Here is a 24,063-nt window from a genome sequence, read left to right as displayed (position 1 = left end):
TATGGCGAAAGCAAAACGTGCATATGTATGTAATGATTGTGGTGCAGATTTCCCCCGCTGGCAAGGGCAGTGCAGTGCATGTGGGGCATGGAACACCATCTCGGAAATTCGTCTTGCCGCATCGCCAACCGTAGCTCGAAACGAACGTTTATCAGGGTATGCAGGTTCTGCAACCGAATCCAAGGTTCAGAAACTCTCTGAAATTGACCTGCAAGAAGTACCAAGGTTCAGTAGCGGTTTCAAAGAGTTAGACCGTGTTCTTGGAGGCGGGGTTGTGCCCGGAGCCGCCATTCTGATTGGTGGTAACCCAGGAGCAGGTAAATCAACACTTCTTTTACAAACCATGTGTTTGCTGTCTGGTCAGATGCCGACTTTGTATGTCACCGGTGAAGAGTCATTGCAGCAGGTGGCGATGCGTGCTTCCCGCCTTGGATTACCGAAAGAAAACCTAAGCATGCTGTCGGAAACCAATGTCGACAAAATTTGCCAGATTGCGGAAAAAGAGCAACCCCGCATCATGGTGATCGACTCTATTCAGGTTATGCACGTTGCAGACGTGCAATCTTCACCAGGAAGCGTGGCTCAGGTTCGTGAATCCGCAACCGCGTTGACCCGCTACGCAAAACAAAACAACGTCGCGGTGTTCATTGTTGGTCACGTAACCAAAGATGGCACGCTCGCGGGACCTAAAGTCCTGGAACACATTATCGACTGTTCGGTGCTGCTGGACGGTGGTACAGACAGTCGTTTCCGCACTTTGCGCAGCCACAAAAACCGTTTTGGTGCGGTGAACGAGTTAGGCGTGTTTGCAATGACGGGGCAGGGGCTGAAAGAAGTCAGCAACCCTTCAGCTATTTTCCTGTCTCGCGGTGAAGAAGAAACCTCAGGCAGTTCAGTGATGGTGGTGTGGGAAGGGACCCGACCACTACTAGTCGAAATTCAGGCGCTGGTGGATTACTCTCAATTGGCAAACCCTCGACGTGTAGCAGTGGGTTTGGAGCAGAACCGTTTATCTTTGCTTCTGGCTGTTTTACACAAGCACGGCGGTTTGCAAATGGCCGATCAGGATGTTTTTGTGAATGTGGTGGGCGGCGTAAAAGTAACAGAAACCAGTGCGGACTTAGCGTTGCTTATGGCGCTGTTGTCCAGTTTCCGTGATCGCCCGTTGCCAAAAGATGTGGTGGTGTTTGGGGAAGTCGGTCTGGCAGGTGAAATTCGCCCTGTGCCAAGTGGTCAGGAGCGATTGATGGAAGCCTTTAAGCATGGATTCACCAAAGCGATTGTCCCTGCTGCAAACATGCAAAAAGGCGGCATAAAGGGCATGCAGATACATGGTGTCCAAAAGCTCTCAGAAGCCATTGAAGCTTTCGACGAGCTATAGAGACTGAACGGGGTTTCAAAAGGAAATCCCGTTCTTATTTTGGTCATCGACTAATCTTAGGTAATCGACTGATGTAGCTGTCGATTTATTGTGAGCTTATCGTTCCGCTGACTGTCGCGACGTCAGTTTCCGTGCCATCAGAAACTGTGTAGGTGAAGCTGTAATTTTCACCGTACGCTTCCAGCTCCAACTTATGGTCATGTCGAACGTAAACCAATCCAGCACCATTAGCCCATGTCTGCCAGCCGGGCTGCATATCAATCCCATTTATTTGCGTAATCTGTAACGTGTCTCCGTTTGGGTCGCTATCGTTATCAAGAACCGGGATAGTGATTCTGGCACCGTAGGCGACATTGTGGTTTGGGTCATCGACGGCGTTCGGAGCTGTGGCGGGGTAAATGGTACCGCTGACCGTTGCAACGTCAGTTTGAGTCTCATCCGATATGGTGTAAGTGAAACTGTAATCCTCGCCGTAAGCTTCCAGCGCCAGTGTCTGGTCGTGCAGGAAGTAAACCAGTCCGGCACCGTTTGCCCAAGTTGCCCATCCCGGCTGCATATCAATTCCGTTGATTTGTGTGATTCGCGTCTCTGGTGTGGTTGTATCGTTGCTTAATACAGGAATGGTAATGGTCTGCCCGTAGGTCACATTGTTGTTGGGATCATCCTGAGCATCAATGGCACTCTGAGCGGAAATGAACCCATTCCCTCTGCCGACGTCGGCGTTCGATAAATCGACAAAAGAGTTGTCCGCAAACTGGATTCTTTCAACGTCTCTACCGCGTATAGACTGACCTGAACCCGAGATGGTGAACTCAATAGCGTCACCTGTAATCGAATAGCTCGAAGGGTTAGCAGACAAAAACAAGGTGTCGAAGCCTCGTCCTCCATCAACCCGCCCCTGACTGGTTCGAATTTCGTCGTTACCATCATTTCCGTATATGTCATTCGCACCGCCTCCGCCACGAATGTCGTCATCTCCGGAACCACCGTAAAGACGGTCGTTCCCGTTCAATCCGGAAATCACATCATTACCACTGCCTCCAAAAATACTGTCATCGTGATTGGAGCCCGTGACGGTGTCGTTTCCATCATGGGTCAGCATGACAAAGCCGCTAAAGATTCCGCTGTATGACCCCCAGTGAGAGGCATCTAACACGCTTTTATCACGCTCACTAATGATGTTGTGGTAGTAGAAAGTCCGATTGTTGGAGATATAGTCCATCAGCCACCCTGCGGGCTTGGAAGTGAAGGAGCCGTTTTTCTTGTGGAACAGCCCAAATGATTTCTCTGCGTGATTCACATCGCCATTCGGTTTATTGCTGTCGTAAGCGCTGAACTGGGCATTGTATTCAAACGTGTGGCTATCCAGAACATGGTGAGCAATCACTCCCTTCAGGTGCTCATTCCCCCAGCTATCGATCACGCCGAATGCTTCTGCAAACCACCGTGCCTGGTCAAGCTCGCCATCGGGACCCGCATTCCTGTACCCTAGATAAGAGGGCACACCGAATTCGGTAATCCAGAGGTCGGTCTGATCGAATCCGTTTTCCAGCATAATGCGTTGCACATTATAAAGAGCACCCTGAAAACTGTAGTGATAATCCCAGCTTGCGACGTGAGCACCTGCCTCGGGGACATCAACCCATACGGTCGGGCGGCCAGATTCCGGGCTGGTAAAAGTGCGAATGTAGGTTGTATAGGGGTGGATAGAAATGCCGTCTACGCTCGTCCCCAATTCGGTAAGTTTTTGTGAAAGTGTACTGAGGTATGTATTGAGGTAGGGGACGTCGTTGTGGGCAATGCCTCCTCCAATGACATTCACCTCATAGCCAAGTTGCAGGGCATCAATGGCTTTGGCGGTATAAGCTAAGTAATTGGCGTAATGGGCGGCATTTGCCAGTGAAACGGCATAGTATCTGTGTGTATTACTATCGGTCACAACATACCCACCATCCTCCGCCTGAAAACCCATGTTGGGTTCATTGCCGACTTCCCAGCCAGCGATGGTGTCTCGGTATTGTGGTAGGTTTTGGTAAACTTCGTTCACATAGATGGCATACCGGTTCGCCAGCTCAGGAATGTTATTTACGTTCGGGGCATCTGCGTTGGTTCCTCCATTACGAATCAGGTCAACGGGAGTTTGCCCGGGTTGCAGAATCACCTTGATTCCCCGGCTTTGCGCTTGCTGCAGATAAACTTCTATCCGATCCAATACCCATTGGGGCACGCCGGTTGGTGTCGTCCAAGTCAGATCCAGAGGAATACGAAGCACGTCGCTTCCTGCTAAGCTCGACATGTGAATAAGCTCTTGCACCTCTACTCCCTGATGTGCGGGCGCAATATGAACACCATTCACTTCATAATCTTTGTGAAGCACCTGTAAACCGAGTGCAATAGAAAAAATATCCATAATCCTAGTCCTGTTCTGAAATTCCCAATGGCTGGCAATCAAGCCTTACAAAGGGAGAGTTCATGATTATGCGGGTAGCTAATAAACAAATTTCTAACGGTGTAACTTGGGACTGCTTGAGTTAAATTTTTTTAAAAGGTTGATTGTGAAATGTCGTGTTAGCATTGATTTCTTTCGCGCGAAGCAAGCCAGCGAATACACACATTCGATAGGTTTTGGAATCATTTACTAACACGGCTAATTTGCTCTTAGAGCGAAATCAGAGTAGCGCACCTGAATTTATAAAAATCACTAATATGCATCGTGTCTCAAAGTCGTGGAGTGGTTCTCCTTAATAAGAAATTTCACGTCGCTTAGGTAAGACCCAATAAAAAACGCCACTGGTTATCCAGTGGCGTTTGCTTTGCGTTTTTCCCGATTGAATTAGTTGAGCGTCAGTGCACGAATGTCGTAGCCGTCGCTGTTTTCATCGTATCCAGCTTGAGTGGTCGGAATGATGTGTGTGCGGTCTTCAAACTGGAAGGCAAGCAGAAAACAACTCTGATATTTAGCATCATTGAACGTCTGGTCAATTTTGCCCTGAGTGATCAGAAGATTGTCGGTTCGCTCAGTGCCCAGCGTTACCCAGCTAGTTTCACGAGTCCCGTTGGCTGCTAAGCAGTTGAGTTTCGCGTGCACGTAACCTTGCTCGGCATAACGTTCGTAGTCCCAGTTGTTCGAGGTAAATTCTTCCAACCTGACGCGTTTATTGTATATAGGGCAAGCCGATAGCTGACCGTTGTTCGACATATTGAATGTTGATACGCCCCCTTTCCCTACGGAATAGAAATCTGAAGTGCTGAGAACATTCTGAGGGTCATAACGCCAAGGTTCGCTGGCAATGCGCTCACCCGCTTCATTAACCACAAAGTTACCCAATTGAGAGTCAATGTTCAGGTTACAGCTGATCTCTGAAGGCACCCCGGTAGAGCCTCCATTCAGACAATCTTGCAAAGCTGCGCTGCCCGGTGGGTAGAGAAGTTCACACTGTTGTTTGTTTGGGTTTTGCTCTGTCAGGAACACTTTGACGTCTTTTAGCAGCATGCCATAAGAGTCTGGCAACCCTTTGTCACGAAAGACCAGCGGTGTGTAAAAACGATCAGCAGTGAAATGAACCACGGCTTTGTTAAAGCCTTTTATCAGGTTGGAATCGTTAAGCTGAATAGGGAATTGCAAACGGTGACCACTTACTCCGACACCACCGTGATCATTGACTTTAGCACTGGTGATGTCTGCGTTAAGGTGAGTGACCAGATCTCGGTGATAATTATTAGCCTGAGAAGTCGGCGTATAAGCGCGGCGTTGGTACTTGAACACCAGACGGTATTTTGCACCCGGTACGGTTGGCACAAAGGTGCGAATGTTAACCGCAGATGGATTGTTGCTGAAATCCAGAGGGTAGTAGGTGCCACCTACGTTGAGCCGACGGTTTTGAGGGCAGTGACTGGTGTCTGAATCCAGCTCCGCCAGAAAGCCGCCGCCTTTGTATTGCTGACCATAGGTTTTCGATCTTCCTACTTCTAGCTGAGCTTCACAGTGATTGTTTATCCTTCTGCGTACCTCTTCTTCCCCGATGGTGCTTTCCAGATACTGGTATTCCGACTGACCAAGCACATGGCGCATGGTGCGCTTTGTCCAGCGTGGTTCAAACAACAATGTCCGACCCGATGTGTATGCAGCAGGGTTATCGGGCGTAAGCTGAGGACCCGATGGCGTGAAGTCGACCAGTCCCCAGGTTCCGTGCTCTAGCTGGTTATGGTAGGTATTAAACAGCTGGGTGTATTTATCTAATGTATCTGCGGTGACTGGTAAAGCTAAGACGGAAGAGACCAATCCTAAGCTGACCAATGTTTTTTTATCATGACTCTATTCCTTGTGTTTCAAACTGAAAACACTCAGCAATGCAGCCTGCCTGATTGGACTGTTGATGTTTCCATTGAGCGTTAACGCGACTTATTGTGAAAAATCAACACAGCTGAATGACTTAAACTCAGCGACCACTGCCATCAGGCACTGTCATTTTGCGCCCTGACTTTACAGCCAGTTTGCCCTTAGAGCGAAGTCAGGTTAGCGCACCTAAAATCAGAAAAATCGCTAATATACTCGGTGTCTTAAAGTCGTAGAGTCGTTCTCCTTAATAAGAAATATGTCGTCGCTTAGGTAAGACCCAATAAAAAACGCCACCGGAATTCCAGTGGCGCTTTAGGCAGTTGTTTTTTAAAACAGGGTTAGTTGATCTTCATTGCACGAATGTCGAAACCGTCGCTGTTTGCATCGTATCCCGCCTGAGATGAAGGAATCAGGTGAGTACGGTCAACAAAGCGTACTTCTGTCAGCAGACAGTTGTCGTAAGCTGAGTCGTTAAACAGTTTGTCGATCTTCTTGTTAGTGATCAGGTAGTTGTTTTCCAGTTCGGTTTCAACCACTTCCCAACGGCTTGCGCGGATACCATTCTCAACACAAGAAAGTTTCACTTTGATCAGACCTTGCTCAGCGTAACGCTCGTAATCCCAGTTGTTTGCTGTGTACTCATCCAGAGTCAGACGCTTGTCTTTGATCGGACAACCTGCAAACTTACCGTTATTCGCTAGCTTGAATGTGATGATACCTTCACGACCAACACCGTAGAAATTCTTATGATGAAGAATGTTGGCAGGGTCGTAACGCCAAGGTTCAGCAGTCAGACGGAAACCAGCATTATCAACCACAACGTTGCCTAGTGACTCATCCACTTCAAGGTTACAGCTGATTTCTTCTGGCGCAGGCTCACCACCGTTCAGACAGTTAAGCAACTCTGGGCTGCCAGCTGGGAATAGCAGTTCACACTGTTCTTTGTTCGGGTTCACTTTTGTTACGTGAGTACGTACTTTGTTCACCAGAATACCGTAAGAATCAGGCAGACCTTTATCCGCTAGAGCAACGGCAGTGTGGAAACGATCCGCTTTGAATTTGATGCGTGCAACGTAGAAGCCGTGGCTGTCGCGATGTGCAGACGGAGCGGCTGGCAAGCTAACACGATGACCATCAAAGCTGGCGTTTGAACCACCATCCAGTTTCGCAGAAAGAATGTCACCACGAACCCATACAGCCAGGTCACGGTATACATTGCTTGCGTTGTTGTGGTAGTTACGTTTTGTGTAACGGATTTCTACTTCGTACTCAGACCCAGGTGTTGTTGGGATGAAAGTACGTAGGTTAACAGTAGACGCATTGTTTTGTGGGTAAGACAATCCGTAACGTTTACCACCAACGTAAATCGCTGGGTTGTGTTTCTTACAATGGTAAGTGTCTGAGTCTAACTCAGTCAGGTAGTGTTTCTTCTGCTCCCACCATGGAAGCGGGCTGCCGAAGTTGTATGTTTTGTGCTTGCCCACTTCTGCGCGAGCTTCACAAACGTTGTCCACCAAGCGGCGGATCTCATCAACACCAATGCTGTTACGTAGCTCATCAAACTGGCTGGCACCAAGCATCTTTCTTAGTGTGTTCCAAGTCCAACGAACTTCGAACAAGATTTTTTGACTGCTTGTTGTATACGCCGCTTTGTTACTTGGCGAGAGAGTTTGGTTTGGAGAAAGGTCGACAGTCGCCCAGTAGTGACCTACCTGATTTGAATAGCTTTTGAAGTCTTGAACGTATTCTTCAGGTTGTAATTGATTGTTGTCGATAACAGAGGCTGGAACAAATGCCTGAGCCTGTGCGGTTGCTAGTGTGACTAAACCTGCAACTAAAAATTTCAGTTTCATTACTCTAAATCCTTTGTGTTTTTGTCTCGGTAAAAACACTCAGCAATGCAGCCTACCTAAATTGAACGTCCTAAAGTTAAACTAGGTACTGTCATTTTGCGCCCCCACTTCTCAATGGGTTTGCCCTAAGAGTCGCGGTAGAATACATGATCTTCGTTCAGAAAAAATGCACGATCGTCAGCATTCTCAAATATGCTACTCATATCTTATATAAGAGAGCGCTCATGTATAACAAAGAGGTATATACATCAGGAAAAGGAACTGCATAACTCCGGGGTTGGAGGAGATTGAGTTATGCAGTTCAACCTAAGGTACTCAGACCCTAAGACTTCTAATCTTCGATGCGGACGTTACGAATTTCGTAGCCGTCGCTGTTTGCGTCATATCCAGGTTGGTCTTCTGGAATGGTGTGAGTTCTGTCCACAAAGCGGATAGCACGGAGCAGGCAAGATTGATAGTTGTCGTCGTTAAACACTTTATCGATTTTCTTAGCCGTGATAAGCAAGTTATCAGGGTGATCCGTCTCAAGCGTTTCCCAACGTGCCACGCGTAGGTTGTTCTCATCCAGACACGCCAGTCTTACCTGAACCCATCCTTGTTCCGCGTAACGCTCGTAATCCCAGTTATTGCCTGTGAACTCTTCTAATTTTAGTGTCTTGCCGTAAATAGGACAGCCAGAAAATTGACCATTGTTCGCCAATCTCAAGGTTGAGATTCCGGCCTTGCCAACACTGTAGTAGTTTTTCGCGTGGAACAGGTTGTTTGGATCGTAACGCCATGGCTCACTTTCAATTCGGTAGCCTTCTCTGTTGACCTTGAAGTTGCCAAGTGTTTCATCAATTTCAAGATTACAGCTCAGAATGCTAGGCGTTTCTTCGCCACCAGACGTCAGACACTTTTTCAAACCGCCACTGTTTGGTGGGAAGAAAAGTTCACATGTTTCTTTGAACGGATTTTCTTCGGTAACCTCGGTCTGGATTTCGTTAATCAGAAGACCGTAGGAATCTGGGTGACCGCTGTCTGCCAGAGCAACAGGCGTGTAGAAGCGGTTAGCCGTAAAGCTGATGGTTGCAACATTAAATCCGTCTTCCTGGTTTGCATCACTGACTGCTGGGTTAGCAGGTAAGCGGACACGTTGCCCAGTAAACGCAATAGCACCAAGACCTTCCAACGAAGCTTCTTCCAGCGCACCACGAACCCAGACGTTCATGTTGCGATAAGCTTGGTTTGCATTGATACCAAAGCGACTGTAGTTGTAGTTACGCTTGTGGTATTTGATGGTCAATGTGTATTTGGAACCCGGAGTTGTTGGTACAAAAGTGCGCATATTCACAGTTGAAGATTTCTGCGGATATGAAAGTGGGTAAACAACGCCATTTACGGTAATTTTTGGATTGTTGCGATTACAGTGATAAATGTCAGAATCCATCTCTGCTACGTAACCACCAACGGAAGGGGCGCCATAGTTGTAAGTACGCTGAGTACCAACTTCTACTCGTGCTTCACACTGCTCATCAATAAGTTCGCGAAGCTTCTGAACGCCAATTTCCTTTCTTAATTTGTTAAATGCAGGCTTACCAAGCATTCGACGCATGGTGTTCCAGGTCCAACGTACTTCAAACAGAAGTTCGTCGCTGGCATTGGTGTAAGCCGCTTTATCTGAAGGAGTGAGGCTAGGCTCACCTGGTGTAAATGTAATAGTACCCCAAGAACCACGATCAGTTTGATCAGCGAAGCCGCTAAAGTTTTGAGTGTACGTTTCCCCGGATACTGCAAATGCAGATACTGTAGTTAAAGCCAGCGTAGTGGCTGTAAAAAGAACTCGTCTAGTCATCACGCTCGTTCCTTGTCTGTTTATTTTAGTGGTGTTGATTTGCTTCAACATCTGCTCTTGTAATGCAGCCTGCCAATAATCCTCTCCAAAAATCAGTGGCACTGTCATTTTGCGTCCCTGCTTTTAAGCAAGTTTGCCTTTTGAGCGTTGAGCAAAAAATAAGCTAACCAGACAAGATCTCCTACATGATAAAAGTGTTAATTGATGAGTTCGCACTCAGTCCAATAGGATGGTTTTTTGGTACTTTACTACGAAGTATTAACTAGGTAATAAAAGTGTCATATATATCTATCTAATTTCCTTGATAAATATTGGGGGAAATATCGGCGGTATCAATTATGAATTCATTGCAAGCATTACATACTTTTCTTGAACTAAGATTTCGTTTAACGGTCAAAAAATGCCTATTTTTTGTGATCTGCTGCCAAGGAATGGTCGATTTTTACGTTCTTGATTCATATAAAGACCGTAAATTGAGCAGAATAATTCGCTGAATATTCTAACTTGAAGTAACTTGAAATGAGTTATTGCCATGAAGTAGGGAGTCATCATTGAAACAGCCCAGTTACTGGAAAGAAAACACCGCATTTCCTCAGTGTTTAAGCGCATTAAATAAATGGACAGATCCAAAGTCCCCTCTTTATTTACCAGTCGAGAAGCGAATTGCTGTGTTTGACCTTGACGGCACGATGTGGTGTGAAAAGCCTTACTTCGCAGAGCTCTTTTTCGTGATAGATAAACTAAAGGAAGCCATCGAGACTGAATTGGATGAGCCGAAGAAACAGGTTCTCACTGATGCGGTTGCCCGTGCGCAGCGCCAGTTTGCAGGTTCAGGGAAAATGTTGCTGGATGCATTTAACCTTGCTTACCCCGATAGCACCAGCGCAGAGATTGAGCAGATGTGCGGGGAGTGGTTGGACACAGCGTTACATACAGAACATGGTCACTCTTATCTGGACATGATTTATCTGCCCGTCAAAGAGTGGATTGATGCACTGCATCAAAACCAATTCGCCTGCTATGTGTGTACAGGAAGCTCTGAAGAATTTGTCAGACCATGGGTTGAAGCGGTGTTTGGGATTCCGGCAGATCGGGTACTGGGCTCTGTTTTGTACAGTACGTCACAGGGGCGTGCCCTAAACTTAAACATCCATGATGAGAAAATTCGCTCCGTTCAGAAACGTTGCCCTGCAGAGCCTGTGATAGTGGTGGGAAATTCAGACGGCGATCTGGAACTGTTGGAGTGGATTTCTGCTAATAATAAAGAGGCACTTTGTTATCTGGTTGACCATGACGACAAAGAGAGGGAATATGTATACCCATTTGGGGCACGTACTCAGGCGTCTTTGGATGAGCTGGGCATGTTCTCTCGTATTTCTATGAAGGAAGACTGGCATATTGTGTTTGCAAATCAATCGTCGCTTACGCGCTCTTGATTTCAATAAATAAGTCCCCATTTAAGGGAATACTAAGGTCAAAGCACCTTCATAAAAATAAATCACTTCTAGCGCTATTTTTTATCTATAAATAGTGTTAAAAAGTTTTTTTTCTTCAAATGCACGCAAGGGTATCAGTCTTGGCTGATTGTGATATACTCTGCGCGCATTTTATATCCTATTAACAGAGTAAGACAATGGCAGATTTATCAAAGTACAGAAACATTGGTATTTTCGCGCACGTTGATGCGGGTAAAACTACCACCACTGAGCGTATACTAAAGCTTACTGGTAAAATCCACAAAACGGGTGAAGTACACGACGGTGAGTCTACAACTGACTTCATGGAGCAAGAAGCTGAGCGTGGTATTACAATCCAGTCTGCAGCTGTAACTTGTGAGTGGAAAGGTCACCGCCTAAACGTGATCGATACTCCGGGACACGTTGACTTTACAGTTGAAGTATACCGTTCTCTTAAAGTTCTTGACGGTGGTATCGGTGTATTCTGTGGTTCTGGTGGTGTTGAGCCTCAGTCAGAAACTAACTGGCGTTACGCGAACGATTCAGAAGTATCTCGTCTGATCTTCGTAAACAAACTAGACCGTATGGGTGCAGACTTCTTCAACGTTGTTGACCAGGTGAAGAACGTTCTAGGTGCTAACCCACTAGTAATGACTCTGCCTATCGGTCGTGAAGACGATTTCGTTGGTGTTGTAGACGTACTAACTCGTAAAGCTTACGTTTGGGATGACTCTGGTCTTCCAGAAAACTACGAAGTACAAGACGTTCCAGCTGACATGGCTGACGACTTGGAACAGTACCGTGAAGAGCTAGTTGAAACTGCTGTAGAGCAAGACGACGACCTAATGGAAGCTTACATGGAAGGCGAAGAGCCATCTATCGAGCAACTAAAAGCTTGTATCCGTAAAGGTACTCGTGACCTAGCATTCTTCCCAACATTCTGTGGTTCTGCATTTAAGAACAAAGGTGTTCAGCTAGTTCTAGACGCAGTTGTAGATTACCTACCTGCTCCAACAGAAGTTGATCCTCAGCCTCTAACTGATCCAGAAACTGGTGAGCCAACTGGCGACGTAGCAACTGTTGATGCAGACGAGCCACTAAAAGCGCTAGCGTTCAAGATCATGGACGACCGTTTTGGTGCACTAACGTTTATCCGTATCTACTCTGGTCGTCTGAAGAAGGGTGACACTATCCTTAACTCAGCGACTGGTAAGACTGAGCGTATTGGCCGTATGTGTGAAATGCAAGCGGACGAGCGTAACGAGCTTACTGAAGCACAAGCGGGTGACATCATCGCTGTTGTTGGTATGAAGAACGTTCAGACTGGTCACACTCTATGTGATCCTAAGCACGAATGTACGCTTGAAGCGATGATCTTCCCAGAACCAGTAATCTCTATCGCGGTTCAGCCTAAAGATAAAGGCGGCAGCGAGAAGATGGGTATCGCGATCGGTAAGATGGTTGCAGAAGATCCATCATTCCAGGTTGAGACTGATGAAGATTCAGGTGAAACAATCCTGAAAGGTATGGGTGAACTTCACCTAGACATCAAGGTTGATATCCTTAAGCGTACTTACGGTGTAGACCTAATCGTTGGTCAACCTCAGGTTGCTTACCGTGAAACTATCACTCAAGAAATTGAAGATAGCTACACGCACAAGAAGCAGTCTGGTGGTTCTGGTCAGTTCGGTAAGATCGACTACCGCATCAAGCCAGGTGAAACTGGTTCTGGCTTCAAGTTCTCTTCTACAGTAGTAGGTGGTAACGTTCCTAAGGAATTCTGGCCTGCAGTAGAGAAAGGCTTCGAGTCTATGATGGAAAACGGTGTTCTAGCTGGTTACCCAACGCTAGATGTTGAAGTTGAGCTATTCGACGGTGGCTTCCACGCAGTTGACTCATCTGCAATCGCATTTGAAATCGCAGCGAAAGGCGCATTCCGTCAGTCTATGCCAAAAGCTGGCGCTCAACTTCTAGAGCCAATCATGAACGTTGACGTGTTCACTCCAGAAGACAACGTTGGTGACGTAATCGGTGACCTTAACCGTCGTCGTGGTATGATCAAAGACCAACAAGCTGGTACTACTGGCGTACGTATCAAGGCTGAAGTACCTCTATCAGAAATGTTTGGTTACATCGGTCACCTACGTACAATTACTTCTGGTCGTGGTCAGTTCTCTATGGAGTTCGCACACTACTCTGCATGTCCACAAAACGTTGCAGAAGAAGTAATTGCTAAAGCGAAAGAAGAGAAAGAAAACAAGTAATTCTTTTCTAGCTAAGTAATTGAAAGCCCCGCCAATTTGGCGGGGCTTTTGTTTATCTGTGAGATTTGTTTTAAATCGCTTAGCGGTTTCGCTGGTAGTGGATTTGGATGATTGCGCCCGCAAAGGTTTCGCTTTTTACCAGCTTGAAAGCCTGCTGAGTATTTAAATCACCAAACAAAGGTGCACCGCCACCGAGTAATACAGGTATGGTGGTTATGATCATCTCGTCAATCAAATCTTGCTGTAAAAAGCCCTGAATGGTTGCCCCACCGTCTATATACAGGTTGTTTAAGCCTTTCTGATTTAATTGTTCGACAATCTCTTTCAACTCTCCATTCACCAGAAACACTTTGTCTTCGTAGCCCTCTGGCACCTTGGTTAATGTATTGCTCAGCACATAAACGGGCTTGCTGTACGGCCATTCAACTCCAAACCCCAAAACAACATCCAGAGTGTTTCTTCCCATCACTAATGCATCAACTCGCTCCATGACGGCGTTAAAGCCAGTATCAAGGTCATTCGGCACGGGTGCAGCGTGCAACCAATCAAGACCACCTTCTTTGTCTGCGATGTAACCATCAATGCTGGTGGCGATAAAAACAATATTTGCCATGGACGTTGCCCTCGTTCTTTGTTTCTTGATTACAGAGAAGGTTTAATTATAATTCTACAGTGTAGAAATAATCCAGTAAAAAAATAGAATGGAAAAAGAAGTGAAAAAAAGAGGCAGACCAAAGAGCAGTCAGCTCAGTAAAGAGCGTATTCTGGATACGGCGAAACAGTTGATGAAAGCGACAGGTGCCATCCCGAGTATTCGCAAGCTTGCCAGTGAGTTAGATGTGGATGCAATGGCGATCTATCATTACTTCAAAAACAAGAATGTTCTTTTAGAGGCAATCACGATTTCGCTGGTGGATGGCATATACGAGACTCAGGACAACCAAAATTGGACAGAAGAGTTGAAATCCTTGTGCAGGAGCTATGTATCCTTACTGGACACGTATTCCGGGCTTTTGCAAACATTGCTAACGATGAAATCAACGGGTCCTGCTGAAGTGTTCATCACCCGATTTGAGCGAATTATTCAACCGCTTTCTTTGGATGAAGGAGAGCAACAAGCAGCTTTAGAACTGCTTGTCGAGTATCTTCATGGTTTTGCATTAGCACTCAATTGCAATTCAGATCGAGAGCAATTAAACGTTGATCGCCTCGATGGTATTTTGGATTTCTATTGTCGGTCTTTGTCAAAGTAGCTATGAATGAACAAAGCGTGGCTCAGAATTTCTTTTTCCCGTTCCATTTCAAAGAGTAGTCGGTTTCAATGACAGTTAACCCTTCACGACCTAAGCCACAAAACTCCTGAACTTGCTGTTGTATCCAGGTGGCAAAGGTCTGGATTTTTTCCCGTCTGAAATAGCCTGAAGGAGCGCACAAGAAATAGTTGAATCTTGGCTTCAAACCGACGTCCCCGATTCTGACCAGTTTGCCTTCTTGTAAGTATCGGTAGGCCAGGCTGTGCTTAACCAGCGCCACTCCCTGCACCGACAGAGCGCCTTCTAAGACAAAATGCGAACCATCGTATTGCAGCGTAGACTTTCCACCTTCTATACCTAGTGTTTCCTGCCACAACTGCCAGTCCATATCTGGCCACATATCTTCGATTAAGTCTGCTTTGCTTAAATCTTCTATCGAGGTAATTTGATGCTCTTTCTGATAGAGCGGGTGGCAGACGGGGTATACGACTTCATCCATCAGCCAGATACTTTCTACGCTTTTGTAGTTGCCAGTGCCATAACGAATACAAAGATCAACACTGGAATCCTGAAAGGTCACCAGTTCGTTTTTGGGCTCAATCAACAAGGCGATTTCTGGATGTTTTTCGCGAAAATGCCGAATGCGCGGCACCAGCCAGTGCTGCGCAAAGGAAGGGAGCGTTGAAATGGAGAGTCGATTCGGGTCAGGATCCTGGTTTATCTGTCGAATTCCATCCTGTAAATGCGCGAATCCTTTTTGAGCTTGCCTGAATAGCATCTCACCTTCATGAGTTAAGTGTACCTTTCTGTGCTGCCGGATAAAAAGTTCTGTGCCGAGCCAGTCTTCTAGCAACCGGATCTGTTGGCTAACTGCAGCAGCGGTAACAAATAAGCGGTCTGCAGCAGACTTGAAACTGCCTGTTTCTCCAGCGATATAAAAGTAGTAGAGCCCTTGAAGTGGCGGTATTTTTTCTTTCACTTAAGTTTTCCTTAACTCAATGTCAATTTCTATCGTTTGTCTACGCACCTATTTTGATTAATTATTGATCTCGAGCTTAATAACAATCAAGGAGGAAATGATGACGACATCAGCGATTTATTCAGCACGAGTTGCGGTTAAGAAACCGACCAGCTTAGTAAAGAAAGCGTTCTCTTTGATTAAGCGATGGTTTCAAAATTACCGCACTCGCAGGCAACTGGCAGAGATACCAGAACACCTGTTAGACGACGTTGGTATTACGAAAGAACAGGCAAACAAAGAAATTCGTAGACCATTCTGGGATTAACTCCAAGTTAGCGACCTTCCTGTATCCCGTTTTGTTGTCGGCGTAGGAGCTAACAAAACGATCTTAATGTCGCGCACTCAGCATGTTTTTCATGCTGAGTTTTTTCTTTTTTAGCCTTGCGTTTATTCGATAGGATTCAGCGTAGCTTCGACTTCTGAATGCAACCAGTCAGAAAAAGCCTTGATACGTTCCCTTCTGGGGGAGTCTGGGTCAGAAAACAGGTGAAACGTCAGCCCCGGTGTCATACCAATATCGAAAGGGCGAACCAGCATGCCGCGTTCAACGTAATCGCTGGCTAAACATTCGGTTGCCAGACAGGCACCATGCCCAGCTGCGACAGCGTTCATGGCAAGATCAAAGGTGCCGACTTCCATCCATTGAATGGACGATTTCTTCATTTTTATGTCTAAAATTTTAAACCAATCTTCCCAAGGGAAACATTTAGATTCGTAATGTATCAACCAGCAATCCAGCAACTGTTTTGGATCGTCGAACTTCATCGAGTCAGCCAGTTCGGGTGAGCAGTACGGATAGATTGGTTCTTCCAAAAGGCGTTCACACAACAGCCCTTCAGAATCTTCCATTTCTTCTCCTTGCCAGATTGCGACATCAATATCTCCATGACGCAAATCCATGTCGTTGCAGGTTGTCATGACCCTGATGGGGATAGAAGGATGGCGTATGGAGAATTTCCACAACCTTGGCAGTAACCAACGCGACGCGAAGGATGGGGGAGAACTGACAGACAACACGCCATCTACGGGTTCATTGGTGATTTGATTCAGCCCGGTAAGAATACTCTCAAAGCCTTTAGATACCTGTTTGTAGAGCGTTTTTCCTTTTTCGGTCAGAGCCATTTCCCGACCCTGACGGATAAACAGCTTGCAGCCCAGAACCTGCTCAAGCTGGCGGATCTTCTGGCTAACCGCTGCCTGACTGACAAACAGTTCTTCTGCTGCTTTGCTGTAGCTACTCAATCGAGCCGCGGCTTCGAAATAGCGCAGCCCGGATAAATGTCGCAATCTGGAATCCATAACGTGTACTTATATTAGATGTAAGAAATTGTCGTTCGAATATTGATCATGTTGATTCCATAATAGCCGTAAATAAAGCTAAGTCACAAGCGTCAATAAGGGGAGAATGTCATGAGAATAGCATTACATTGGGGGTTCGATTTCGAAATTACACTCCCCAAGACCAAGTTATCATGGAACTTTGGCTCTAAGCGATACAAGCAGAGATATGCCTTACTAACCAAAATGTCACCACACATGCAAAAAGATGTGGGTATGGAAACTCAACCAGAGTCCAATCGGGATTACATACGCTTTCTATAAGTAGAGGTTATTAGTGCAGAGTGTTATTTAGTAAACAGCGTTTATATAAAAAAGAAAGAGAGCCACTAGGGCTCTCTAAGAGATTTAAACAGACTATGAGATTAATTTTCCCACACAACCATTTGCCCTTTGGGCCAGTTAGCACCTATGTCGTGGTACTTCTTCTCAAGCACATGTCGTTTTATTTTGAGGGTAGGGGTCAGAACGCCATTTTCAATGCTCCATGGCTCTTTCACCATAAGAACCCCTTTAATTTGTTCGTGGGATTCTAAGGTTTGATTCATGCGCTCAACAACTTTGACTGCGCGTTTTTCATAGCGAGCTCGGTCAAAGTTAGGGTAGGCGTGTGGAATAGCCAGCAGAATAGGACCAGGTAGACCAGAACCGATCAGACACATCATTTCGACTTTACTGTATTCAAACAGTTTTTTCTCGATAGGGACTGGCGCAACGAACTTCCCTTTTGCAGTTTTGAAGGTGTCTTTTTTGCGCCCCTGGATGGTCAGGTAGCCTTCGCTGTCTAGGGAACCAATGTCCCCCGTATGAAGCCAACCGTCTTCATTGAATGATTCCTGAGTGGCTTCATCATTCTTGTAATAGCCCGCAAACATGCCTTTACTGCGAACTAAAATCTCTTCGTCGTCAGCGATTTTGATTTCAACTCCAGGACCCGCATTACCGACGGTTCCTATTTTTTCTGGACGGAACGGATAGTTCAACGTGCTGTAAGCAAACGACTCTGTCATGCCCCAAGCTTCGGTGATGTTAAGACCTACCGAGCGATACCATTCTAAGAGTGCTGGGGATACAGGAGCAGACCCGCAACCAAGAATACGCGCTTCGTTCAGGCCCAGCCCGTCTGCCAGCTTTTTCTTAATTAAGGAATTGATGAACGGGATTTTCAGCAGAATGTTTAGCTTTTTCTGCGGCAGCTTTTCCTGAATGCGCTGCTGGAACACCGTCCATAAGCGTGGCACTGAAATAAACAGCGTAGGACGCTGCATTTTTACGTCTTCAATGAAGGTATCTAACGATTCAGGGAAGGCAGTTTGTACACCTTCACGAATCGAAGTACCGAAGATGTATACGCGTTCGGTAATATGCGCCAGAGGAAGATAAGACATCAGGCGGTCGTTTCCGTCGCTGTCTACCCCTAAGTGTTCGATCAATTTCTGACTTGACCAGTTGAAAGCACCATAGGTAAGCATCGCCCCTTTTGGCAAACCAGATGTACCCGATGTGTACACAATAGACATCAGCTTATCGTCGTAGTGTTCTGGTCTCAGTTCACTCGGCGATTGATTTTCAATAAGCGAAGTGAATGCATGCTGGCAGTTGGGTGCTGAATCGTAAGGCAGCGATATGGTGATCAGATCACTGAGTTTGTTGATGACTTCAGTTGTCGCTGCTGAATCATCAAGTTTACCTGCGATCAGAGCTTTGCTTCCGCTATGAGTAATACAGTGTTCGATGGTATCGCTGCCTGCGGTTGGGAAAATAGGCACACTGATGTAATCACCTAGCATTAACGCCAGGTCGGTGATAAACCATTCCGCGCAGTTCTTGGAAATCAGCGCGACTTTGTCGCCGGGATTCAAGCCCAGACCCTGCAAGGCAGAGACGAGTTTTAGTGCTTTGTCGGCAACGTCAGCGTAAGTAAATTCTACAAACTGTCGATTGATAATTTGCTTGAGATAAACGTCGTTAGGACGTTCCTCTGCCCATTTCAGGATCAGTTCATTAGGAGGGGTGAGAGAGCATTTCACATTCTGTGTCGATTGAGGCTGAACCATCAGATGACTCCATGTCTTTTTTATAATGAATTGTAATTGTTATCATGATGTTAAACTAGTCTGTTAGTATAGCCGTGGTCAACCAAGCCTTTCAAATTTTAGTTCACGTTGAGATCTCAAACTTAGATGTATTTCTTATTTAATTGTCAGTAACAATATTTACATTTTCTAACCTGTGTTTTTCTTTTAATTACCATGCAGTTATTTATAACCGATATTTAATTCTATAGATAAGGCAGTTCCATGTTTGAATAACTACACGCTCCGAACTAGCCTTAATATATGAAGATTTTTCTCTGGCAGAGAAAAGGAGAGCGTGATGATTACTGCGATTATCCACTTCATCAGAATCTACGCTGGAAAGTTTGTGAAAAACGAACGTGGTGTCACTGCTGTGGAGTACGCCATTATTGGTGTTGCTTTGTCAGCCGTTGTTATCGCGATTTTTGACAAAGACTTGCAGGTTTTTCTGGAAGAAGCCATTACATCGATTTCAGAAGGGGGCGCGGTTTCTTACTCTGAATAAGAGTGTTGCGGCTTTTTTGAAAATATAACCGTACACTTTGTGTTTTAAATTTTCGTCTCTGATTTCTTACAGCCGAGCTATATTTTGGTGTTCGGTGTTTTATTATTTCTATGACACATTTTAAACAACAAAAAATATGCCTCATCGGAAGCACTGCGTTATTTTTATTTCTCACAGGTTCTGTCTATTCCGATCATCTTGAACGCCATTCCAACGCTCTCATTACAAATTGTAACGCACCTGTTATCGACTACCACCAAACCATTGGGTTGGGAAGCGGTGCTAATCAAGGGAAAAATATTGCTCTTGAGAGTCACAAATACAGCTCATCTCATCACTTTTCTACGATTGATTATTGGCTGGCAGAAGAAATTCGAACACTGGGGATCAGCAAGCAATGTGCAGATTATCTGGTCAGCCGCAGCGAAGTGAGCTTGGCAGAAGAACCCCATTTGCTTGCTTATGTCACTTTTCCTTTTACACAGGATGAATTAACACAAGAATCTGATTGGGTTTTGAATTTTATCGCGAAAGCCGTCAGCCAAAATCCTTCTTCACTGGCTCTTCAGCAAAAACACGATGGTATGTTTAATCACTTAAGCGTAGCGATTGTACGCACCAGAAAGCTGGAAGCGCATTTCATCGAGCATGGCATTGATTTAGAAAAACTGACCAGCTCTAGTGGTGAGTAATTCCTTCTCTTGGGTCGTGTTCAGGGTGCTGCTCCAGAACCTGAGAAATGTAACCCTGGTGATCGCGTAACACATTCACGCAGTTTCCGTCTAACTTACCTTCAGCGACCATTTTCTCCAGTTCCAGCAAAGCAGAAGTCACACACCACGCCTGTGCGTAAGGTCTGTGACTGGTTAAGGCATCGAAAATGTTAGCAACCGTGACGATTCGCGCAGAGACAGGTATATCCGCATGACTCGCACCAGACGGGTATCCGCTACCATCAAGAAATTCATGATGGTAGGTCATGATGTCTTTCAATACCTGAATGCAGGGGTGATCTGGAGAACCAAGATTTTGCAGGATCTTATTAACGATGGTCAGCCCTTTCTCTACATGGTTTTCCATCACTTTTCGTTCCTTCTCATCCAGCTTTGTCGGCTTGAGCAGTAAGGTGTCAGGAAGCGCTATTTTCCCAATGTCGTGAAGACGGGAAAAGAGGTGGATGTGCTCAATGGTTTCATCGTCCAGTTGGTACAACTCTGACACTTCGAGCGCGATCAATTTTGCGTACAGGCTGACTCTGAGAATATGTTCATCGGAATCGCTTTGCGCCCCAGGGTAGATGTCTCGGGTGAGCTCGGCAGACGTCAGAATGGAATGGACTAACGAGTACTCGGAGTTGATGGTGTAATTGATTTGCTCGCAAAAGGGCATTAGCTCACGTTGTACTTCCGGGCTGAATACATGGCTCTGATGTGAGTTGAAGTTAATAAAACCAATGAACTGCTGATGGTGATATGTCGGAACAGTAAATGAGGAATGATACCCCTGTTCAATCAACCAGCGAGAGTGATGTCGGTTTGAATTGACCGTGGCAGCAATGTCGTTGATCACTCGATGCACGTTTTTGTTGGCACATTCCTGTAAAGATCGACACTCGGAAAATGGGTATTCGTGATGGCTCAGGGAATTGCCATCGGTATCGCTTTCCGCATACGTTCTGAGTAAGTCCAGATGAGCATCGTAAAGAGTGAATGATACCCGATCCACTTCTGGCACTTTGTCTTTTATCTGGTTGTGAACATGCTCCAAATGCTGATTGAGAGATGCCATCTGGCTTGGAAAAGAATGAAACGACTGACGCTGCCGAATAAACATAACCGCTTTCCTCTTGATGCCGGTTCCCTATAGCTTCATGACATATTTATTATCAATAAAATTGCAATAAGCTTTAGTGAATATCTAACGATCAAGTTTAGACAAGAAAGTGAAATATTGCTGAAAATTTAATCACCACTTTGGCTACTCATGAAAAGAAAAAACCGAGCCTATGCGAGCTCGGTTTTCCCTCAATTTTTTTATTCAAAGCATGCCAAGTAACATACCAGCACCAATAAAGAAGGCAACTAGAGCGACAATTGGTAGCTTTCGTTGCTTGAGTAGATAAAAACCAGCCACTACCACAGCCATATCGGCCCCTGACAGCACTGCGCTGATAAATACAGGTTGATATAGAGCCGCAAGCAACAGACCGACAACGGAAGCATTCACTCCGGCTACTGCCCCCGAAAGTTTCGGTCGGCTCGCCAACTCCTGCCAGTTGTTCAGCACTGCAAGCAAGAGCAAAAAGCCCGGTAAGAAAACTGCCAGAGTTGCCAGCAGAGCGCCAAGAATTGGGCTGGCTGGTAATAGCTCGTAACCTATGTAGGTTGCAAACGTAAACATCGGTCCCGGCACGGCCTGTGCGGCTGCGTATCCGGTTAAGAATGCGTCCTGGCTAAGCTGATCTCCGACGATATTTTGCAGAAGTGGCAGCACCACATGACCGCCACCAAACACCAGGCTGCCAGCCTGATAGAAATCGCTGAACAGTTGAATTTCAGTAGCCAGCCTACCCAACACAGGTAAGCCGAAAAGAAGCGCGGCAAACAGAAGCAAAGGTAGCCAGCGAATTTGAGTCGGTTCACGACTTTCAGTATTTGCCTGATCCCCACGAAGTAACGCCTGACCCACCAGAGCCGCGACAACCAAGACGATCATCTGAGTGTACAAGTTGGGGAAGAGTAATAGCGCCATAGCCGTAGCGACGCACAAAGCGATGGTAACTTTTTGTTGGCAGAAGTTTTTATACATGCCAATCGTGGCGTCTGCTACGACTACAACGGCTAACAGTTTCAATCCATGAATGATGCTTTGAAAAACACTGGAATCCGTCAACTGACTGCTAAGGACAGCAAGTAACAGCATCAGAATAACGGAAGGGAGAGTAAAACCAAGAAACGCCGCAATTGCGCCCGTTATTCCGCCTTTTCGATAACCTAGGGCAAAGCCTACCTGGCTGGATCCCGGTCCCGGAAGGAACTGACTAAGTGCAACGATTTGGGCGTATTCGGCTTCACTCAGCCATTTCAGCTTTTCTACAAAAGTATTGCGAAAGTAGCCAATGTGCGCTGCAGGACCACCAAAGCTGACCCAGCCTAGCAGAAAGAAAGTTTTGAAAATCGAGAACATCTGCTGAATCCAAAAATAAAGGAATAAGGTTATTGGGCATAGTCTAGGGAGAGTTTTTAAATGACTCAAATTGATAGATTTAATATAGAATATGAATGAAATGGGTTAGGGCTTAGAGTAAGTATGCGACACGACATCAACTGGAAAAGCATTGATTTGAATCTTTTAGTGGCATTTTCCGCTCTGTTCGAAAGCCAGAGCGTCAGTGCGGCCGCTGCTCAGCTGTATGTCAGCCAGTCTGCGATGAGTCATAGCCTTGCTCGTCTTAGAACTTTGCTCGATGACCCCCTGTTCGAAAGACACGGGCACACCATGTTGCCCACCGAGCGGGCGATTTCGCTGGCATCAACCGTCGAGCGTATTCTGGATCAGATCACCGGTGAGCTCCTTTCTCCTAAGACGTTTCTGCCAGAAGAGTATCAGGGCGTTTGTCGCATCGGGCTAACGGATTACGCCGAGTTTATCTTTGCGCCTGTACTGTTTGATGTTATCTCCAGACAGGCTCCTGAAAGTCAGATTTGTTTTGTTAACGTCAACCGAAGTAATTATGTAAGGTTGACCGAAGAGCAAAAGCTGGATGTGGTCGTGGGAAGTTTTCCTGATATGGATGCGCGATTTCAAAGTGAGCACCTATATGACGAAGAACATGTGTGCCTGTTTGATGAGTCTCTGTTTGGCAAAGTTAAAGCGCTAAAACTGGAGCAATATCTGTCTATTGACCATGCGTTAGTCAGCCCGGGCGGCGAACTGGTCACTGGTATCGATAAACATCTGGAGCAGATGGGAGAAAGTCGTCAGGTACGGGTAGCAGCAGGGAATTTCCTGACCATTCGACAATTGCTTCGTCGGCGAAAGCTGCTTGCCATTGTGCCCAAGCGAATGGCACAAATTGAAGGCTTTGATGACCAACTGGTGATGACCAAGCCGCCCATTGATGTGAACGACTTTGCTATTTCTTTGATTTGGCCATCACGACAGCACACCAGAGACAAAAACATATGGCTCCGTGAATTGGTAAAAGAAGAAATTACAATAAAGAACAAGGCATAAGAGGAATTTCATTTTGCTAAGCGATTTAAACTTTGTTCCTGTCTTTCTGGCGTTGATGCAGACACATTCCACGCAGAAGGCTGCCCTCAAGTTAGGGCGTTCGCAGTCGTACGTGTCCAAAGTGTTGGCGCAGCTTAGGGAGGAACTGGGTGACCCACTTTTTGTTCGCGGTGGTGACGGGCTTTCTCCCACCAGTTATGCCTGTGAAATCGAACCCAAACTCAAAACTGCACTGGAACAGGTACAACAGGCACTGCATCCGGAAGTTTTCGACCCTACTAGGCTGGATAAGGTGACTTTGCATATTGTTGAGCCTTATCTGGTGACGTGTGGTTCTGAGTTGATCAAAGCCATTCGAAAAGAAACACAGGCGGTCATAGAGCTGCGAACTTGGCAGAAACTCAGCGAGCCTTTGATTGCGGAAGAGGACGTGGATCTTGGCGTTCATATTCTGAGTGACAAGTCTCAGCTGTTTTACCAGAAGAAACTGCACAAAGGTGCTGG

Annotated in this window: 20 protein-coding genes and 3 riboswitches; of the genes, 10 read left to right on the top strand and 10 right to left on the bottom strand. The window is 46.0% G+C overall.

Annotation, left to right across the window (positions count from 1 at the left end; translation table 11 throughout):
• Position 1: 1 nt before the first annotated feature.
• Positions 2-1,381 (top strand): DNA repair protein RadA, encoded by a 1,380-nt coding sequence (gene radA / locus RH89_RS22660; RefSeq protein ID WP_004407057.1) that lies wholly within the window; start codon positions 2-4, stop codon positions 1,379-1,381.
• 85 nt (positions 1,382-1,466) lie between these two features.
• Here the strand turns inward: radA and RH89_RS28890 are convergent, their stop codons facing one another.
• The 4 genes from RH89_RS28890 to RH89_RS22640 all read right to left on the bottom strand — a co-directional run bounded on the left by RH89_RS28890 (position 1,467) and on the right by RH89_RS22640 (position 9,407).
• Positions 1,467-3,791 (bottom strand): Ig-like domain-containing protein, encoded by a 2,325-nt coding sequence (locus RH89_RS28890; RefSeq protein ID WP_004407055.1) that lies wholly within the window; start codon positions 3,789-3,791, stop codon positions 1,467-1,469.
• Between the two features lie 423 nt (positions 3,792-4,214).
• Positions 4,215-5,678, bottom strand: coding sequence for a hypothetical protein (locus RH89_RS22650; protein ID WP_004407053.1), 1,464 nt, complete (start codon positions 5,676-5,678; stop codon positions 4,215-4,217).
• Between the two features lie 133 nt (positions 5,679-5,811).
• Positions 5,812-5,890, bottom strand: a riboswitch (cyclic di-GMP riboswitch).
• Positions 5,891-6,058: 168 nt separating this feature from the next.
• Complete coding sequence (locus RH89_RS22645) at positions 6,059-7,573, bottom strand: hypothetical protein (protein ID WP_004407052.1); 1,515 nt, start codon at positions 7,571-7,573, stop codon at positions 6,059-6,061.
• Positions 7,574-7,611: 38 nt separating this feature from the next.
• Positions 7,612-7,708, bottom strand: a riboswitch (cyclic di-GMP riboswitch).
• A 196-nt stretch (positions 7,709-7,904) separates the two neighbouring features.
• Positions 7,905-9,407 carry a hypothetical protein gene (locus RH89_RS22640; protein WP_080564063.1) on the bottom strand — a complete coding sequence of 501 codons (1,503 nt, stop codon included), beginning with the start codon at positions 9,405-9,407 and terminating at the stop codon, positions 7,905-7,907.
• A 55-nt stretch (positions 9,408-9,462) separates the two neighbouring features.
• Positions 9,463-9,555: riboswitch (cyclic di-GMP riboswitch) on the bottom strand.
• Between the two features lie 403 nt (positions 9,556-9,958).
• Between RH89_RS22640 and RH89_RS22635 the strand changes: the two genes are divergently transcribed.
• A complete protein-coding gene (locus tag RH89_RS22635) occupies positions 9,959-10,843 on the top strand; it encodes an HAD family hydrolase (RefSeq protein WP_004407049.1) in 885 nt (294 codons plus the stop codon).
• Between the two features lie 197 nt (positions 10,844-11,040).
• Complete coding sequence (gene fusA / locus RH89_RS22630; RefSeq protein WP_004407047.1) at positions 11,041-13,128, top strand: elongation factor G; 2,088 nt, start codon at positions 11,041-11,043, stop codon at positions 13,126-13,128.
• A 79-nt stretch (positions 13,129-13,207) separates the two neighbouring features.
• On the opposite strand, the gene RH89_RS22625 is transcribed toward fusA, so the two are convergent.
• Positions 13,208-13,741, bottom strand: a complete 534-nt coding sequence (locus RH89_RS22625; RefSeq protein WP_004407045.1) for a dihydrofolate reductase family protein — start codon at positions 13,739-13,741, stop codon at positions 13,208-13,210.
• An 88-nt stretch (positions 13,742-13,829) separates the two neighbouring features.
• Between RH89_RS22625 and RH89_RS22620 the strand changes: the two genes are divergently transcribed.
• Positions 13,830-14,381: a TetR/AcrR family transcriptional regulator gene (locus tag RH89_RS22620; protein ID WP_004407044.1), complete on the top strand. Its 552-nt coding sequence runs from the start codon at positions 13,830-13,832 to the stop codon at positions 14,379-14,381.
• Between the two features lie 22 nt (positions 14,382-14,403).
• Here the strand turns inward: RH89_RS22620 and RH89_RS22615 are convergent, their stop codons facing one another.
• Entirely contained in the window at positions 14,404-15,360 is a 957-nt protein-coding gene (locus RH89_RS22615) for a LysR substrate-binding domain-containing protein (protein WP_004407043.1), read from the bottom strand.
• A gap of 97 nt (positions 15,361-15,457) precedes the next feature.
• On the opposite strand from RH89_RS22615, the gene RH89_RS22610 reads away from it, so the two are divergent.
• Positions 15,458-15,667 carry a DUF1127 domain-containing protein gene (locus tag RH89_RS22610; protein ID WP_375342724.1) on the top strand — a complete coding sequence of 70 codons (210 nt, stop codon included), beginning with the start codon at positions 15,458-15,460 and terminating at the stop codon, positions 15,665-15,667.
• 122 nt (positions 15,668-15,789) lie between these two features.
• Here the strand turns inward: RH89_RS22610 and RH89_RS22605 are convergent, their stop codons facing one another.
• Complete coding sequence (locus RH89_RS22605; RefSeq protein WP_004407041.1) at positions 15,790-16,701, bottom strand: LysR substrate-binding domain-containing protein; 912 nt, start codon at positions 16,699-16,701, stop codon at positions 15,790-15,792.
• A gap of 111 nt (positions 16,702-16,812) precedes the next feature.
• Between RH89_RS22605 and RH89_RS22600 the strand changes: the two genes are divergently transcribed.
• A complete protein-coding gene (locus RH89_RS22600) occupies positions 16,813-17,004 on the top strand; it encodes a hypothetical protein (RefSeq protein ID WP_004407040.1) in 192 nt (63 codons plus the stop codon).
• A 101-nt stretch (positions 17,005-17,105) separates the two neighbouring features.
• Here the strand turns inward: RH89_RS22600 and RH89_RS22595 are convergent, their stop codons facing one another.
• Positions 17,106-18,797, bottom strand: coding sequence for an AMP-binding protein (locus RH89_RS22595; protein WP_004407039.1), 1,692 nt, complete (start codon positions 18,795-18,797; stop codon positions 17,106-17,108).
• Between the two features lie 319 nt (positions 18,798-19,116).
• On the opposite strand from RH89_RS22595, the gene RH89_RS22590 reads away from it, so the two are divergent.
• Positions 19,117-19,323, top strand: coding sequence for a Flp family type IVb pilin (locus RH89_RS22590; protein ID WP_004407037.1), 207 nt, complete (start codon positions 19,117-19,119; stop codon positions 19,321-19,323).
• Between the two features lie 110 nt (positions 19,324-19,433).
• Positions 19,434-20,015 (top strand): hypothetical protein, encoded by a 582-nt coding sequence (locus RH89_RS22585; protein WP_004407035.1) that lies wholly within the window; start codon positions 19,434-19,436, stop codon positions 20,013-20,015.
• On the opposite strand, the gene RH89_RS22580 is transcribed toward RH89_RS22585, so the two are convergent.
• Both RH89_RS22580 and chrA read right to left on the bottom strand, forming a co-directional pair.
• Complete coding sequence (locus RH89_RS22580) at positions 20,002-21,156, bottom strand: HD domain-containing phosphohydrolase (protein ID WP_004407032.1); 1,155 nt, start codon at positions 21,154-21,156, stop codon at positions 20,002-20,004. The two genes, RH89_RS22585 and RH89_RS22580, sit on opposite strands and share 14 nt — an antisense overlap.
• A gap of 204 nt (positions 21,157-21,360) precedes the next feature.
• Positions 21,361-22,509 (bottom strand): chromate efflux transporter, encoded by a 1,149-nt coding sequence (gene chrA / locus RH89_RS22575; protein WP_004407023.1) that lies wholly within the window; start codon positions 22,507-22,509, stop codon positions 21,361-21,363.
• A gap of 123 nt (positions 22,510-22,632) precedes the next feature.
• Here chrA and RH89_RS22570 point away from each other — a divergent pair, with 123 nt between their 5' ends.
• Positions 22,633-23,559 carry a LysR family transcriptional regulator gene (locus RH89_RS22570; RefSeq protein ID WP_004407021.1) on the top strand — a complete coding sequence of 309 codons (927 nt, stop codon included), beginning with the start codon at positions 22,633-22,635 and terminating at the stop codon, positions 23,557-23,559.
• A 55-nt stretch (positions 23,560-23,614) separates the two neighbouring features.
• A partial coding sequence (locus RH89_RS22565; protein WP_139063345.1) for a LysR family transcriptional regulator occupies positions 23,615-24,063 on the top strand: 449 nt, incomplete at its 3' end.

The sequence above is a fragment of the Vibrio nigripulchritudo ATCC 27043 genome (assembly GCF_000222685.1).
In the GTDB taxonomy this organism is placed as follows: domain Bacteria; phylum Pseudomonadota; class Gammaproteobacteria; order Enterobacterales; family Vibrionaceae; genus Vibrio; species Vibrio nigripulchritudo.
Note: the sequence above shows the minus strand (reverse complement) of the source record. Positions and strands in the feature narration are given on the sequence as shown.